The sequence below is a fragment of the Marinobacter sp. RI1 genome, assembly GCF_041155085.1.
Classification (GTDB): Bacteria; Pseudomonadota; Gammaproteobacteria; order Pseudomonadales; family Oleiphilaceae; genus Marinobacter; species Marinobacter nauticus.
Genome location: NZ_AP031605.1, coordinates 892778 through 908338, shown reverse-complemented (window position 1 = coordinate 908338; position 15561 = coordinate 892778). Strand labels below are relative to the sequence as shown.

Annotated in this window: 14 protein-coding genes; 6 read left to right on the top strand and 8 right to left on the bottom strand. The window is 58.6% G+C overall.

What is annotated here, in order from left to right:
• Nucleotides 1-63 precede the first annotated feature (63 nt).
• Both rapA and cysZ read right to left on the bottom strand, forming a co-directional pair.
• Nucleotides 64-2925, bottom strand: a complete 2862-nt coding sequence (gene rapA, locus ACAM27_RS03990; RefSeq protein ID WP_011787022.1) for an RNA polymerase-associated protein RapA — start codon at nt 2923-2925, stop codon at nt 64-66.
• Nucleotides 2926-2943: 18 nt separating this feature from the next.
• The gene (gene cysZ / locus ACAM27_RS03985) at nt 2944-3693 is read right to left on the bottom strand and encodes a sulfate transporter CysZ (RefSeq protein ID WP_369612604.1); all 750 of its coding nucleotides are present in this window, start codon (nt 3691-3693) and stop codon (nt 2944-2946) included.
• Nucleotides 3694-3788: 95 nt separating this feature from the next.
• Here cysZ and ACAM27_RS03980 point away from each other — a divergent pair, with 95 nt between their 5' ends.
• Nucleotides 3789-4193, top strand: a complete 405-nt coding sequence (locus ACAM27_RS03980) for a VanZ family protein (protein WP_222448528.1) — start codon at nt 3789-3791, stop codon at nt 4191-4193.
• 463 nt (nt 4194-4656) lie between these two features.
• Here the strand turns inward: ACAM27_RS03980 and ACAM27_RS03975 are convergent, their stop codons facing one another.
• Complete coding sequence (locus ACAM27_RS03975) at nt 4657-5313, bottom strand: 50S ribosomal protein L11 methyltransferase (RefSeq protein ID WP_369612603.1); 657 nt, start codon at nt 5311-5313, stop codon at nt 4657-4659.
• A 114-nt stretch (nt 5314-5427) separates the two neighbouring features.
• Here ACAM27_RS03975 and mnmH point away from each other — a divergent pair, with 114 nt between their 5' ends.
• The 5 genes from mnmH (at nt 5428) to ACAM27_RS03950 (ending at nt 9990) form a co-directional block, all read left to right on the top strand.
• On the top strand, nt 5428-6531 hold the full coding sequence (mnmH, locus tag ACAM27_RS03970) for a tRNA 2-selenouridine(34) synthase MnmH (RefSeq protein ID WP_369612602.1): 1104 nt from the start codon (nt 5428-5430) through the stop codon (nt 6529-6531).
• 132 nt (nt 6532-6663) lie between these two features.
• On the top strand, nt 6664-7497 hold the full coding sequence (locus tag ACAM27_RS03965) for a mechanosensitive ion channel family protein (protein ID WP_011787027.1): 834 nt from the start codon (nt 6664-6666) through the stop codon (nt 7495-7497).
• A gap of 160 nt (nt 7498-7657) precedes the next feature.
• On the top strand, nt 7658-8215 hold the full coding sequence (locus ACAM27_RS03960; protein WP_121207836.1) for an aminoacyl-tRNA deacylase: 558 nt from the start codon (nt 7658-7660) through the stop codon (nt 8213-8215).
• A 77-nt stretch (nt 8216-8292) separates the two neighbouring features.
• The gene (locus tag ACAM27_RS03955) at nt 8293-9588 is read left to right on the top strand and encodes an FAD-dependent monooxygenase (protein ID WP_369612601.1); all 1296 of its coding nucleotides are present in this window, start codon (nt 8293-8295) and stop codon (nt 9586-9588) included.
• Nucleotides 9589-9624: 36 nt separating this feature from the next.
• On the top strand, nt 9625-9990 hold the full coding sequence (locus ACAM27_RS03950) for a histidine triad nucleotide-binding protein (RefSeq protein WP_011787030.1): 366 nt from the start codon (nt 9625-9627) through the stop codon (nt 9988-9990).
• A 64-nt stretch (nt 9991-10054) separates the two neighbouring features.
• Here ACAM27_RS03950 and ACAM27_RS03945 read toward each other — a convergent pair whose 3' ends face one another.
• From ACAM27_RS03945 to pstC, 5 genes are all read right to left on the bottom strand, one after another.
• Entirely contained in the window at nt 10055-11077 is a 1023-nt protein-coding gene (locus ACAM27_RS03945) for a CNNM domain-containing protein (RefSeq protein ID WP_369612600.1), read from the bottom strand.
• A gap of 102 nt (nt 11078-11179) precedes the next feature.
• Complete coding sequence (phoU, locus tag ACAM27_RS03940; RefSeq protein ID WP_011787032.1) at nt 11180-11902, bottom strand: phosphate signaling complex protein PhoU; 723 nt, start codon at nt 11900-11902, stop codon at nt 11180-11182.
• Nucleotides 11903-11933: 31 nt separating this feature from the next.
• Complete coding sequence (gene pstB / locus ACAM27_RS03935) at nt 11934-12821, bottom strand: phosphate ABC transporter ATP-binding protein PstB (protein WP_023009471.1); 888 nt, start codon at nt 12819-12821, stop codon at nt 11934-11936.
• Between the two features lie 11 nt (nt 12822-12832).
• Nucleotides 12833-14107, bottom strand: coding sequence for a phosphate ABC transporter permease PstA (pstA, locus tag ACAM27_RS03930; protein WP_113879120.1), 1275 nt, complete (start codon nt 14105-14107; stop codon nt 12833-12835).
• The gene (gene pstC / locus ACAM27_RS03925; protein WP_011787035.1) at nt 14100-15488 is read right to left on the bottom strand and encodes a phosphate ABC transporter permease subunit PstC; all 1389 of its coding nucleotides are present in this window, start codon (nt 15486-15488) and stop codon (nt 14100-14102) included. Before pstC ends, pstA begins: the two co-directional genes overlap by 8 nt.
• Nucleotides 15489-15561: the final 73 nt, after the last annotated feature.

The following is a 15561-nucleotide window of genomic DNA, read 5'->3' as shown; positions in this document are numbered from 1 at the left end:
TCAACTTACCCTAACAGATGTCTGTTCGCCAGATAATGACCAGTGTTCAGTCGGTTAGCACCATTACGATGTGACAATCACACGGATACCTTCCAGGGCCAGGGACGCATGCTCTACAGCACTGCGGGCGGCATCCAGCTGGGTGCGCAGGAAGTCGATTTCTTCGTTGCGGATGGCCGGGTTCACTTTCTGCAGTGCTTCCAGACGCCGAATCTCCGGCATAAAGCTGTCTTCTACCCTCGCCAGCGCCTGTTCGCGAAGCGGTGACAGATGCGGCTCCGCCAGTGTCTCGACGTGGTCGACCATGGTTTCCACCTCGGCCCGGATTTTCGGCACGATGGCCTGGGCCGTGCGTCGACGGATATTGGAACAAAGCTCATTCAGCCTTTCATGGGGCAGAGCCTTGGACAGATCCCGGCCATTCACATCCACCACCAGGCGCAGGGGCGAAACGGGCAGATACCGAGTCAACTGCAGCGATTCGGGCGCCGGACAATGCACCGCGAATACGGCTTCCAGCAGGAGCGTCCCCGGGGGCAGAGCCTTGACCGAGAGATTGGCCAGGGCAGCCTTGCCCAGACCGGAACTATTCACCGAATCCATCACCCCGGTAACCATCGGGTGCTCCCAGCTCATGAACGCCATATCTTCGCGCTGCAACGCCTGCTGACGATCCCAGGTAACGGTCAGCCCGTCTTCCGGAAGCTCCGCCACCAGGCCGGCCTGGAACTGCTCGCCCGGCTTCAGGATATCCGCATGCTCACTGTGGTCTTCCAGGTCGACGCCGAGGATATCGAAAGCCTGAATCATGTAGTCCCGAACTTCAGCGGCGTTCTCCTCTTCCTCGATCCCGGCGATCAAAGCCTCAGCCTCATCAACACGACAGGAGTTCAGTTCAATCAGCGCATCCCGGCCGTTGTGCAATATGTCTTTCAGACGCGCCGTCTCAGACGCACTGGCCGCCACCAGTGGCTCCAACTGGCTTTCGTCTCCGTCCAGGGCCTGCTGCCACTGGCCCTGAACATGTTCCTGAACAGCAACACCCACGGCGCAGCTCTCGGCAAACGCATTCAGCCCTTCCTGGAACCAGCGGTACTGTACCTCCTGACTGGTGCCCTGAAGATAGGGGATGTGAATACGGATCGCTTCGGTCTGGCCGATCCGGTCCAGGCGACCAATGCGCTGTTCCAGCAGATCCGGATTAGCCGGCAGATCAAACAGCACCAGATGGTGGGCAAACTGGAAGTTGCGCCCCTCGCTGCCGATTTCCGAACAGATCAGCGCCTGTGCCCCCTGCTCCGTATCGGCAAAATAGGCCGCGGCCCGGTCGCGCTCAATCAGACTAAGGTGTTCGTGGAAGGCTGCACTGCGAATACCGGCCCGTAACTGCAGATAATGCTCAAGTGCCATGGCCGTGCTGGCTTTGGCACAGATCACCACCACCTTGGCCGGGCGCAGGCTGGCCAGTTTCTTCTCCAGCCAGCTCACCCGGGGATCCTGAGCCAGCCAGTCTTCTTCATCCACTGACTGCTCGGGCGCCAGCCCGGTGACACCGTATTGATGGTGTTCATACAGGTCCGGGCACGGCAGGGGTTCCGGTAACGGCTGTCGCTCCGGGAAGCCCTGAATGGCGGCCCGGGTATTCCGGAACAACACTCGCCCGGTGCCGTGACGATCCAGCAACGCATCAATCACCGCCTGGTGGGCATCATTCCGGGCCAGCAATTCGTCCAGCTCATCTCCCAGCCAACCGGCCAGGGCCTGCCGATCGTCTTTTGAGATAGTATCCGGCGCCTGCTGCAGGCGCCGGACCACCTGATTGATCACTTCATAGTGCTGTTCTTCTTCCCGGAAGGTCTCCAGATTGTGGAACCGGGCCGGGTCGAGCAAGCGCAGGCGGGCAAAGTGGCTGGCCACGCCGATCTGTTCCGGTGTTGCGGTCAGCAGCAGCAGGCCCTGGCTGGCACCGGACAACTGCTCAACCACATCGTATTCCGGGCTGGACTGTTCCGGCGACCAGGCCAGGTGATGAGCTTCGTCCACCACCATCAGATCCCAGCCCGCCGCCACTGCGTCTTTGCGGGCCTTCTCGCTGCGCACCAGGAAGTCGAGGCTACACAGCACTAGCTGGTCAGATTCAAACGGGTTAACCGCATCGTCATCACCAAAAATATGGTTAACCAGAGCGTCGACATCATCTTCTTCGGCCTTGAGGTCGTCGTACCGGGCCTGATCAATAATGGAAAAGCGCAGATTGAAACGCCGCAGCATTTCCACCAGCCACTGGTGGATCAGTGAATCGGGCACCACAATCAGCGCCCGGCGGGCTCGACCGGTCTGCAGCTGATAATGAAGAATCAGACCTGCCTCAATGGTTTTACCCAGACCGACCTCATCGGCCAGCAGAACCCTGGGAGCATGCCGGCGTGCCACTTCGTGGGCAATATAAAGCTGGTGCGGCAGGTGCTGGGTGCGTGCCCCAATCAGCCCCTGGGCCGGCGACGCCCGCAGACGGTCCATGTGCTGAAGGGTGGCGACTCGAAGCCGGAAGGCACCGTTGCGATCAAACTGGCCGGCAAAGAGGCGCTGATGAGGCGCGGAAAAATTCACAGAGCCCGCCAGCTTAACCTCGGAAATCGGCTGAATATTCTCACCGTCATCGGCGTGATACACCAGAACGCCATCGAGATCTTCCACTGCGCGCACGGTATAGCGCTCACCGTCAAAGGTCTCTATTTCCTCGCCCTGTTGATACACGATCCGTGACAGGGGCGCATTGTCGATGGCATAGGTGCGTTCCTCATCGGCGGCGGGGAATCCCAGGGTGACTCGGCGACCTGAGATGTCCGTCACGATACCCAGACCCAGGGCAGTATCGCTGTGGCTGACCCAACGCTGGCCGATGACAAATTCCGATGTTTCCAAGAAACCTCCGATAAATGATTACTGAGTGTTTGAACCGTTTTCCCGAACCCAATAGGCCGTTGCACCACACACCGCCGCTGGCACCACAAACAGGTTGAGCACCGGCACCATCGCCGCCAGGGCGACCGGCAGGCCGAACCCGAGGGCCGACAGCCGGGTGTCTCCCAACAGCTTGCGCAGAGCCGGAAAACTGACCTTGTGATTGTCAGCTGGATAATCCACATACTGCAGCGCCATCATCCAGCTGTTGAACAGAAACCAGAGCACAGCGGCCACCAGGTTGACCACGGGAATCAGGCCAATAATGAACAAGCCCAGGGCTCTGGGCAGGTAATAGGCAATCTTCTGAACCTCCCGCCAGAGCGCGCGGGGAATGTCCTTGATAATGGCGGACCAGCTATCGTCCGTAGACACTTCCTGACCGGTCAGCTGTTTTTCAGTGAGCTCTGCCAGGTAACCGTAGAAGGGAGAGCCGATCAGGTTGGCCACGATCACAAAGCCATAGGCCAGCATCAGCAGAATCACCACGCCGTACAGCAGCCAGAAAAGCCAATCGAGTGCCTGCAACCAGGCCCAGTCCGGCAACCAGGCCATGGCGGCAGCGATCATGGCGGTGAACAGTTCGGCCAGAAAATAGAACAACACACCGAAAAGCAGGATGTTGATGATCAGCGGGATGACCACAAACAACCGGAGGCCTGGCTGGCGAATCAGCCCGAAGCCTTCCCCCAGATAGCCCAGTCCACGAAAAAAGTTACCCTTGAGCATTACTGGTGTTCCTCCGCTGCCATGACAATAACGGGGCGCAAAGCATATCATGTCGGAACCATTCCCACAGCCCGCGAGGACTCTCGGATTCCACTATGCCCCGCATCCGTTCCATTATCGTCTCCATTCTGGCCATGCAACGGCTATGGCAGGCAGCGCTGTTTGTTTCCATTGCTGCGATCCTTTACCTGGCAACCACCAGTAACAGCTATCCCATCCCTGCGGCGCCCAATGACAAGATCAATCATCTGATTGCCTTTCTGGAGCTCACCCTGGTGACCCGCCTGGCGTGGCCGCGACTTTCTGTGCTTTGGTATGCCCCCGCCTTGCTGGTTTTCGGCCTGATACTGGAGGTGGTGCAAGCCAACCTGCCGTACCGGGATTTCTCCCTCGCAGATCTGACAGCGGATGCCGTTGGCATCGGGCTTGGCCTGCTGCCTTGGCCGGGACTTCGACTGGCTCAAGAAACGGATTTGCGAAAATCGCCCGAATCCTTGTGAGACATTTCCTACATACCTGTAGGAACTCCCTGTGACATCTCGTACGCAGTCTGTAATTCCAGTTACAGACCAAAATCTACATGAATGATTTGTAACAACTTTCCCGTGTTTGGCGAGTTCGGCAACGCGTTCTGCGTGCATAGTTCACACGTTTGTAAAGCTGGCATTGGTAATATGAACGCCGTCAAGGATGACAGGGAAAGGACGACGCACTGGATGCACCCCGGCACGGACTGCGGGGAGAAGCAGGGACACAGGGACGCTTCGCTTAAGGGATAACGAATCGGATCGCCGGCTCGGATGCTGGCACCAGGGAACGGCAGCAAGGAATGGCAACACGGCAGTTGCCCATCGCGCACGGAGGCGCCAACCTGTTCCGAATCTGAACTGCCCCGGACGGCGGTTCAGTACCTGTTCAAGGGCAGCTTGATGGCTGCCCTTTGTTTTTTCTGGTCAGAAAAATTCAGTCACCGCCGGCCAGATAGATCCTCACCTTGTTGAATTCCTCAAACTCATTCAGATCCGGCCAGGTTCTGGCTTCGATCACAGCCTGCTGCACATAACCGGGATGTCCAAGGTCCTTGATTCGCGAATCCGCCAGCAGCACCTGGGGCGCGGCTGCTTCGAAGGCCGCCAGTAACGGGCGATTTTCAGGGTCGTACAGAACATCCGCAGCGGTAATCAGATCGACGCTCCCGGGCCGGCTTGCCCAGTCGTCACACAGATCAACTTCCACATTGTTCAGGCGGGCATTGGCGGCCGCGGCATCCAGCGCTGCCGCGTCGATGTCGCACGCTATAGACCGTGCAGCACCGGCCAGTGCGGAGGCGACAGCCACTACCCCTGAACCGGAGCCAAAATCCAGCACGGTCTTGCCAGCCACCACGTCCGGATGCTGCAGAATCCACCGGGCCAGCACCTGCCCGCTGGCCCAGCAGAACGACCAGTACGCCGGTTCGGCCACCACAGCCTGGGCTTCATCATGGCTCAACGGTCCATCCAGCACCCCCGGGTCAAACAGATACAGCTGGATATCCGGGCAGCCCGCAGGCGCCGAAACCGCCACCCGACCTCGACTCAGGGTTTTCTGAAGATGCCGATTGAGAACATCCGGGCTCATAATTTTCCCTCGCCAGTGCTGAAAGGACATGGGATTGTACCCTTGTCCGGGATGCCGGGATATCGCCGGTTCGGTATACTGCCGCCTCACCCTGAATCACAGTGATCCGTTGATATGGCCAGCAGACCCGATACCGACGACTACCTCGACCTGTTCCTGAACGATGTGCCGCTGATGGACGTCCGGGCGCCGGTGGAATTTGCCAAAGGTAGCTTCCCGTCTGCAGAAAACGCCCCGCTGATGAACGACGAAGAACGGCATCGGGTGGGTATCTGTTATAAGGAAAAGGGCCAGGACAAGGCCATTGAACTGGGGCACCAGTTGGTCTCCGGCGACATCAAGGCCCAGCGAATTGAAGCCTGGAAGCGCTTTGTGGCACGACACCCGGAGGGGTATCTGTTCTGTTTCCGGGGCGGATTGCGCTCGCGCCTGACCCAGCAGTGGATCAGGGACTCCGGCATCGACTACCCGCTGGTGAAAGGCGGCTACAAGGCCCTGCGTCGCTTCCTCATTGACAGCCTGGAAGCACAGATCGAATCAGGTCAGTTCCGGATTCTCAGCGGCCGTACCGGTACTGGCAAGACCCGGGTACTGATGCAACTGCCCAATCCGGTCGATCTGGAGGGCCTGGCCAATCACCGGGGCTCCAGCTTTGGCCGGCAGGTAACTCCCCAACCCTCCCAGATCGACTTCGAGAACCGACTGGCGGTGGCCATGCTCAAGGCCAGGCACCAGGTGGGAGGGCCAGTCTACCTTGAAGACGAAAGCCGCCTGATTGGCCGCTGCGCCCTGCCGGAAACCCTTCGGGCCCGGATGTCTGAATCACCCCTGCTGATTCTGGAACAGGCCATGGAAGAGCGTATTGCCATCATCCGTGCCGACTACGTTGAAGGCATGCTGGCCAGTTACCGGGCCAGGGACGGTGAAGACGCCGGCTGGCTGAATTTCCGGGACTACCTGTTGAGCGCCATCGACCGCATTCGCAAACGCCTGGGCGGCGAGCGTTACCAGAAACTCCGTAACCTGATGCTGCAGGCTCTGGATCAACAGGGAGCCAATGGCTCCCTGGAAGGGCATCATGGCTGGATTGAGGCCCTGCTGACCGACTACTACGACCCCATGTACGACTACCAGCTCACCCAGAAACAGGGCGAAATACTGGTACGGGGCGGCCCTGAAGTCATCATCGAGTGGGCCAGATCCCGCGCCAGCGCGTAATTCTGGCCGTTGGCGGTAATGCCGTGTACAGCTTTATCTGCTATATAGTTGGTTCAGACAAATCCCGCTGAACCACGTCATTTGTCGATAAGAACTCACTCAGAAAATATTAACGATCAAGGAGTTTTCCCTATGGAAGAGTTATTCGGTGCTAACGGGCAGGCCTCTGAATGGGCGGATCAGGCCATCGCGCTGATCATGGCTTATGCCCCAAAGGTTCTGCTGGCGATTGTTACGCTGATTATCGGCCTCTGGCTAATCAACCGGTTCGTCAGGGTGCTGGACAACCGCCTTGGCAAAAAAGATCCGACCCTGAACAAGTTTCTCTGTGGCCTGATCAGCGCCATTCTGAAGATTCTGCTGCTGATCTCCGTCGCCTCCATGGTGGGCATCGCTACCACCTCGTTTGTCGCCATCATCGGTGCCGCCGGCCTGGCAGTGGGCCTGGCCCTGCAGGGCAGCCTGGCCAACTTTGCCGGTGGCGTGCTGATCCTTATCTTTAAACCCTTCAAGGTCGGCGATGTTATTGATGCCCAGGGCTTTCTGGGCTCGGTGCGGGAAATTACCATCCTCTACACCATTGTCGACACCTTCGACAATCGCCGGATCGTGATCCCCAACGGCCAGCTTTCCAACGCCAGCCTGACCAACCTGAGCGCCTACGAAACCCGCCGCTGCGACATGAGCTTCGGCATTGGCTATGGCGATGACATCGACAAGGCCAAGGCCATCTGCAAACGCCTGATCGAAGAGGACGAGCGCGCCCTGAAAGACCCGGCGCCGCTGATCGTTGTTGGCGCCCTAGGCGAAAGCTCGGTAGACCTGACGGTGCGCGCCTGGACCAAGGGCGCCGATCTGTGGCCGTTCTACTGGGATATGCAGGAGCGGGTGAAAAAAGCCTTCGACGCCGAGGGTATTTCGATTCCTTTCCCGCAACGGGACGTGCACATGTACAAGGCTGATTAAACGGAACCGTTTCACATGGAAACATCCGGTAACTCGCAAAGTGCGTATCCTGAACTAAGCTGACGACAAGGCGGGGTAAAAACCCGCCTGCCATCGGGGCCCGGCCCGGGAAAGGCGGATGGCTCCACAACACTGTCGATGCTGTCAGGAGGTTGTGAACATGCCGGCAAAGCAGCTGAAAACATTTCTGGATGAGGCAGGTGTGGACTACATGTGCCTCTCTCACCCCCCAGCCTTTACCGCCCAGGAACTGGCCCATCACGTCAGGATTGCCGGAGACCGGGTCGTCAAAACCGTCATTATCGAACTCGATGGCAAAATGGCCATGCTGGTCATGCCGGCCACCTGGCGTATTCGCTGGGACAGACTGAGCAAGATTCTGGACACCGATTTTGTCGACCTGGCCGACGAACAGGCCTTTCAGGATCGCTTCCCCGACTGCGAAGTGGGCGCCATGCCGCCGTTTGGCAACCTCTTTGGCATGAGCGTTTACTGTGCCGAGGCTCTGACCGAACAACCGGAACTGGCCTTTGCCGCCGGCAGCCACAGCGAATCCATTCACATGAACACCCGGGACTTCCTGAGTCTGGTTCAACCCATGGTCATCAACCAGGGCTTCACCCGGCCGGGCGCCCGCAAACCGGCCTGGCTGGTCCGCAACCCCCGCCGCTCCGGCAACCGGGAGGAGACAGCGGCCACCTCCATGGCCGGCTACTGATCCACCCGGGATTGACCCCGGTCGCTTGTCTGCAGCACGGCATCGCGTAAACTGAGGCCAGCAGACAGGAACCGGATATGACACAGACCTTTGACACCATCATCGTAGGCGCCGGCATGGTCGGCGCCGCACTTGCCACCGGGCTGGGCCAGCAGGGCATCCGCGTGGCGCTGATCGACCAGGCTTCCCCCGCCCCCTATCAGCCAGACAGCCACCCGGATATCCGGGTATCTGCCCTCAGCGCCGGCAGCGAACGCTATCTGGCCAGCCTGGGTGCCTGGCCCCGAATACTGGCCATGCGCGCTACGCCATATTGCCGCCTGGCGGTCTGGGACGAGACACCAAATCCGCTCAAACGACTGGTGCCCCGAAGCCTGACCGAGGTGGAATTCGATGCCAACAGCCTGGGTGCGCCACATCTTGGCCATATCGTTGAGAACAGCATTACCCAACTGGCCCTGTGGCAAACCGCCGAAACGGAACCTGACGTCACCCTGATCACAGGCCACAGCGTTCGGGACCTGGTCCAGAGCACAGAGTACGCCACGGTGACCCTGGATGATGGCAGCCAGTTGCAGGCCCAACTGGTGGTCGGCGCCGATGGCGCTATGTCCCGGGTCCGGGAATTGGCAGGTATCGGCGTTACCCGGGATCAGTACGAACAGCAGGCCCTGGTGATCTCGGTGCGCTATCGGGGCAATGTGGAAGACATTACCTGGCAGGGCTTTTACCCCAGCGGCCCCAGGGCCTTCCTGCCCCTGCACAGCGCTGGCGAGCAGCACCCTGGAGAGAGCTGGGCCTCCCTCGTGTGGTACGACCACCCGGCCCGACTGGACGAACTCAAGGCCATGGGCGAACAGCAACTGATGGCTGAGATCCAGCAGCATTTCCCCGAACGACTACCGGAACTGACCCACATTGACGCCAGGGCCAGCTTTCCCATCGCCCGCCAGCATGCCAAGCACTATTACCAGAACCGGGTGGTGCTGGCAGGCGACGCCGCCCACACCATCAATCCGCTGGCGGGCCAGGGCGTCAATCTGGGCTTCCAGGACGCCCAATGCCTGCAGGGCGTGCTGAAAGAAGCCCGGCGCGGGGGCGAAGACCTGGCCAGTGCGCACTGGCTCAAACTCTATGAACATCGCCGCCGGCCCGCCAACCAGCGGATGATGCTGACCATGGATCTGTTCTACCACCTGTTCAGCAATGCCATTCCGCCAGTGCACCTGGCCCGCAATCTCGGGCTTGGCGCTGCCCGGGTACTGCCGTTCGCACGCAATCGCGTCGCTCGCTACGCCATGGGCCTGGATGAACAGTTGCCCGCGCCGATTCAACAAATCGTTAATCGCCTGCCCGGCCTGGGTGGCCTATAGTGGCGTACGCGCATTTACTCGACACAAGGAGCCGTTATGTCTGAAACCATCTTCACCAAGATCATCAACCGGGAAATTCCCGCCGACATCGTGTACGAAGACGACATCAGCCTGGCCTTCAAGGACATCAATCCACAGGCCCCGGTGCATCTGCTGATCATTCCGAAGAAAGCCATTGCCACCATCAATGACATTGGGGAAGACGACCGTGAGCTGGTCGGCCATCTTTACTGGGTGGCGGCAAAGCTGGCCAAAGACATGGGCTTTGCCGACGATGGCTACCGGGTAGTGATGAACTGCGGTGAGAATTCCGGCCAGACCGTGTTCCACATTCACCTGCATCTGCTCGCCGGCAAACCCCTGGGCTGGCCGCCGTACACCGACAAGATGAAACAGGCCTGAGCATCCTTCTCACAGACTTGTCGCACAGAATGACAAAGGGCAGCACCGAGGCTGCCCTTTTTGATTACTGCACGGCTGACCGCTTCAATCGTCGGCTCCAACGCTGTTTAGCATAGCGGCGCAGGTTGGAGACATTATCGGTCTCATCCATGATCTCCGTACCCAGCAGGGTTTCCAGAATATCCTCCAGAGTCACCACCCCGAGCCAGGTTCCCAGCTCGTCGTACACCACCGCAATGTGCTGGCGCTCCCGCAGCATTTCCGAAAACAGGAACTCGATGTTGGTGTTGGCCTTTACCTGTTTGATCTGGCGCAGCCGGCTTTGCAGGTCGTCATCGTCGCTCATGCTGATCAGGTCTGCCCGATGCACGTACCCCAGAGTCTCCCCGTATTCATCAATCATCGGGTAGCGTGAAAACGGCGACTTCATCACTTTTTCCCGGAATTCCGGCACGCTGGTGTCCGGATCAATAAATTTGCACACCGTGCGGGGGGTCATGATGGAACTGACCTTGATCTCGTGGAAACGAAGTACGTTGTGGATAATCCGGCGCTCTTCTTCATCCAGAGCCTGCTGATCACGGCCGATCTCTACCAGCGCACTGATTTCCGCCCGGATGTCGGTATCGCCGTCACCCGGGGCAATCCTGCGCGTAACCTGCTTCGACAGCCAGACAAACGGCAGCAGGGCTTTCATCATGAATCCCAGCACCGCCGGCAGCGAAGGGGCGATCACACGCCAGTACTTGGCGCCGATGGTTTTCGGGATGATTTCCGAAAAGATCAGGATCGCCAGGGTCATCGCCGCTGACGCCGCACCCAGCCAGACCTCACCGAAGACAACCGCCACCTGGGCTCCAACGCCGGTAGCGCCGGCCGTATGGGCAATGGTATTGAGGGTCAGGATCGCAGAAAGCGGATCGTCGATTTCATCCTTGAGCCGGCGCAAGCGTGCAAACAGTTGCGGCCGATCATTTTTCAGGGACGCAATGTAACTGGGCGTGATAGACAGCAGGGCTGCTTCGAGAATAGAACAGAGAAATGAAAAGCCGATGGAGATAATCGCGAATGCGACAAGGAGAATCATAGGGCCTCAGAAATGGATTTGTCCCCGCCATGATAGCGCAACTGCGGGCAGGGACAAGAGCGGAAACGGCCACCGAAAGCAGCCGTTCCCAGCCACCCGGGATTAGCGGCCAACCACCCGTTCCGCTTCCTCCATCGGGGTATGGCGAACGTCTTCGCCCTTGACCATGAAGATCACGTTCTCAGCAATGTTGCAGGCATGATCCCCCACCCTTTCCAGGGCACGAAGCACCCACATCACTGACATGCAACGGGAAATATTGCGGGTATCTTCCATCATGAAGGTCAGCAGGGTACGGGCGGCAGCCTGGTACTCTTCATCCACCCGCTTGTCCTCTTTCATGATCCGCAGTGCCTGCTCGGAATCCAGCCGGGCAAAGGCATCCAGTGCATCATGCAGCATGGTCAGCACGTGGTTGCCAATGTGACGGATTTCGACGTAACCGCGGGGTGCCTGACCTTCCTCCACCAGCTTGATGGCCATTTTGGCAATCTTCTTGGCTTCGTCTCCAACCCGCTCCAGATCCGCCACCATCTTGATCACAGAAATCACCAGGCGCAGGTCCCGGGCAGTGGGCTGACGACGGGCGATGATCAGGGTAGCCTCTTCGTCCAGGTCCACTTCCATTTTATCGACTTTTTTGTCGTTGGCGCGCACTTCCTCCGCCAGGTGGCTATCGCCATCGACCAGGGCCTGCACTGCCCTTTCAACCTGGGTTTCCACCATTCCACCCATCTTGAGGAACTGGGTCTTCAGCTCCATCAGTTCATCATTGAACTTGTGGGAAATGTGATCCCCGTAAACGTCGTCCTTTTTATTAGGCATAGTGTCTGTCTCCGTTATCCCCGAACATGCATCAGCCGAAACGGCCGGTAATGTATGACTCCGTCAGCTCATGTTCCGGAGAGGTGAATACTTTGTCGGTTTCGTTCACTTCCACCAGGTGGCCAAGGTGGAAGTAGGCGGTGCGATGGGAAACCCGGGCCGCCTGCTGCATGGAGTGGGTCACAATGACAATGGTATAGCTCTCGGACAGCTCCGCAATCAGCTCCTCAACCTTGGCCGTAGCAATCGGGTCGAGTGCAGAACAGGGCTCGTCCATCAACACCACCTCCGGGCTCACGGCAATCGCGCGGGCAATACACAGCCGCTGCTGCTGGCCACCGGACATCCCGGTGGCGGTGGCATCCAGACGGTCTTTTACTTCGTTCCAGAGCCCCGCCTTGCGCAGGCTGTTCTCTACAATGTCATCCAGATCGGACTTGCGATTGGCCAGGCCATGGATGCGTGGGCCATACGCCACGTTATCGTAGATCGACTTGGGAAACGGGTTCGGCTTCTGGAACACCATACCCACTCGGGCACGCAACTCCACCACATCCCGCTTGGAATCGTAGATGTCCTGCTCGTCCAGCTGCAGCGAGCCCCTGACCCGACAGATGTCGATGCTGTCGTTCATGCGGTTCAGGCAACGCAGGAAGGTGGACTTGCCACAGCCCGACGGCCCGATAAACGCAATCACCTCGTTACGGGCAATATCCAGGCTGATGTTCTTGATGGCCCGGTCTTCACCGTAGAAAACCTCGACGTTGCGCAACTTGAACTTGGGATCGTCGGCAAACGGCGTTCCGACCGTTTTACCCTCTTCAATCACTGTCTCTGCCGGTCGTTCGTCCTGCACCGGAATGGCCTTCTCTTCGGGCACATCAGCCTCACTGGTTACCGTTGTATTCAGGGTATTCATATAACTCCTCCTCACCACCGGCGCTCAAGACGCTTACGAAGCCAGATGGCCAATGCATTCATTCCAATCAGGAAAGTCAGCAGCACCATGATGGCTGCTGACGCTCGTTCGATAAAGGCAAGCTCCGGGCTGCCGGCCCACAGGAACACCTGTACAGGCAATACCGTGGCGGAATCGAAGAAACCATCGGGCACATCCACGATAAAGGCCACCATGCCAATCAACAGCAAGGGTGCAGTCTCTCCCAGGGCCTGGGCCATCCCGATAATGGAACCGGTCAGCATACCCGGCATGGCCAGCGGCAGCACATGGTGCAACACCACCTGCATCTTGGAGGCACCGATGCCCTCGGCCGCCTCCCGAATGGACGGCGGCACACTCTTGATGGCCGCACGGCTGGAAATAATGATGGTGGGCAGGGTCATCAGGGTTAGTACCAGACCACCCACCACTGGCACCGAACGCGGCATGCCGAACAGGTTGATGAAAACGGCCAGACCCAGCAGACCGAAGATGATTGAGGGTACCGCCGCCAGGTTGTTGATGTTGACCTCAATGAAGTCGGTCAGTTTGTTCTGGGGCGCAAACTCCTCCAGATAGATGGCCGCAGCCACCCCGATCGGGAACGACAGCGCCAGAGTCACAACCATGGTCAGCAAAGAGCCAACAATCGCCCCGAGAATGCCGGCACGGGACGGATCCCGGGAATCGCCCCGGCTGAAAAACACGTCATTGAAACCGGTATCCACCACGCCGCGCTCGTACAATGCATCTACCCACGCCTGCTGCTTCTCGTTCAGCTTGATGGAGTAGTTCTCATCCCCGGCATGTTTGACGTACACATCCACATCGGTATGGGACAGGAAGGTCATGGTCTGGGTGGTATTAAGCAACTCCGGGTTTTCCCGAAGCGCATCCCGCAGCTGATTGGAGGCATAGGGGTTGATCAGATCTCGGACATCGTCCCTGTCCGACTCCCCGGCTTCCGGGATTTCTTTCATCAAGGCGCGGATCAAGGGCTCGACAAAGTCGGCCATTTTCATCTGGCGTTCGTCGGACGCGTCGTCCAGATACATGGCCTCACCGTCGATATCCACCTCCAGGGTAACGGTGGTTTTGATAAAGGCGGTATGGCCCTTGCCAATAATATCGGCAAACAGGATCACCAGAGCCGACAGAGCGATGGCGATGGCAGCGATACCATAGGCACGGAAGCGGCGCTCCTTGCGGTAACGGCGCTTGAGTGACTGGCGGACAAGTTCCGCCTGTGAACGTTGATCAGTCATACTGTTCCCGATATTTGCGGACAATTTTCAGAGCAATAACGTTAAGCAGGAGCGTGGCCAGGAACAGCATCGCACCCAGGGCGAAGGCGGCCAGAGTTTTGGCGCTGTCGAACTCCTGGTCACCGGTCAGCAGGGTGACAATCTGCACGGTTACGGTAGTCACCGATTCCAGCGGGTTAGCGGTCAGATTCGCCGCCAGGCCTGCAGCCATAACCACGATCATCGTTTCACCAATGGCCCGGGATACCGCCAGCAGTATCCCGCCCATGATCCCGGGCAACGCCGCAGGAAAGATAACCTTTTTCATGGTCTCGGACTGGGTGGCGCCGAGCGCCAGCGAACCATCCCGGAGCGTTTGCGGCACGGCGTTGATAACGTCGTCGGAAAGAGAAGAAACGAAAGGAATAATCATGATGCCCATCACCCCGCCGGCTGCCAGGGCACTTTGGGAAGACGCATTGATACCCAGGGAAGCGGCAAAATCACTGATAAACGGCGCCACCGTCAGGGCGGCAAAGAAGCCGTAAACCACAGTCGGAATACCCGCCAGCATTTCCAGCAGCGGCTTGAAAATACCCCGTACCCGCTTGTTGGCATACTCAGACAGATAGATAGCCGATAAAAGCCCTACCGGGACCGCAACCACCATGGCAATGGCAGAGATCAGCAGCGTGCCTGTAAACAGGGGCACCATCCCGAAGGCGCCCTCGGCTGCCACCTGATCGGCGCGCAACGCTGTCTGGGGGCTCCACTGGGTGCCGAAGAAAAACTCAAAGAAGGAAATCTTCTGGAAGAAACGGAAGGTCTCAAAGGCAACCGAAAAGACAATGCCAACCGTGGTGAGGATCGCCAGCGCAGCGCAGGCGAAAAAGATCCACTTCAGGGTGGTTTCAACCTGGCTCCGGGCATTCAGCTTCGGGCTGATCCGGATCCAGCCCAGAAAGCCGGCCAGCACTGCAACGGCCACAACCAGAACCGACATGTAGAGCCGACTTTGAGCACGCAACGCCTGCAACCGCTCGGCTGCCTCGGCAATCGGAGCCTCGACAAAGCCCGGAGGCAGGGCGCCACTGGCCACATTGCTGATTTTACTGAGCAGCAGACTGGCTTGCCCTGCCCCTTCCGGCACCAGGTCTGGTGGCAGGGAGCCGATCACCAGCAACTGAATGACTTTACCCTGAAATGCCGCCCACAGTGCCAGCACAATCAATGCCGGAATGCCGCACCAGAGCGCAGCACGGGCACCGTAATAGAACGGCAGGGATTTGAGATGCCGGATACCACCCATCGGCATGGCCAATGAGCGGGAGCGGGCATATCCAAGACCATAAGCCACCACCACGAAGGCAATGACCAATAGCATGAGGTTAGCCGGTTGCATGAAAATTCCTGTTTGACACGTTTAGCAGGTCACAAGTGTAAAGCGTAAAAAACCAATTCGCACTTTCAACTAT

Coding starts and splice junctions, on each gene's coding strand:
- ACAM27_RS03980 (WP_222448528.1), top strand. CDS start 3,789: ATGCCCCGCATCCGTTCCATTATCGTCTCCATTCTGGCCATGCAACGG.
- ACAM27_RS03965 (WP_011787027.1), top strand. CDS start 6,664: ATGGAAGAGTTATTCGGTGCTAACGGGCAGGCCTCTGAATGGGCGGAT.
- cysZ (WP_369612604.1), bottom strand. CDS start 3,693: ATGCTCAAGGGTAACTTTTTTCGTGGACTGGGCTATCTGGGGGAAGGC.
- ACAM27_RS03955 (WP_369612601.1), top strand. CDS start 8,293: ATGACACAGACCTTTGACACCATCATCGTAGGCGCCGGCATGGTCGGC.
- pstC (WP_011787035.1), bottom strand. CDS start 15,488: ATGCAACCGGCTAACCTCATGCTATTGGTCATTGCCTTCGTGGTGGTG.
- mnmH (WP_369612602.1), top strand. CDS start 5,428: ATGGCCAGCAGACCCGATACCGACGACTACCTCGACCTGTTCCTGAAC.
- phoU (WP_011787032.1), bottom strand. CDS start 11,902: ATGCCTAATAAAAAGGACGACGTTTACGGGGATCACATTTCCCACAAG.
- ACAM27_RS03975 (WP_369612603.1), bottom strand. CDS start 5,313: ATGAGCCCGGATGTTCTCAATCGGCATCTTCAGAAAACCCTGAGTCGA.
- pstB (WP_023009471.1), bottom strand. CDS start 12,821: ATGAATACCCTGAATACAACGGTAACCAGTGAGGCTGATGTGCCCGAA.
- pstA (WP_113879120.1), bottom strand. CDS start 14,107: ATGACTGATCAACGTTCACAGGCGGAACTTGTCCGCCAGTCACTCAAG.
- ACAM27_RS03950 (WP_011787030.1), top strand. CDS start 9,625: ATGTCTGAAACCATCTTCACCAAGATCATCAACCGGGAAATTCCCGCC.
- ACAM27_RS03960 (WP_121207836.1), top strand. CDS start 7,658: ATGCCGGCAAAGCAGCTGAAAACATTTCTGGATGAGGCAGGTGTGGAC.
- ACAM27_RS03945 (WP_369612600.1), bottom strand. CDS start 11,077: ATGATTCTCCTTGTCGCATTCGCGATTATCTCCATCGGCTTTTCATTT.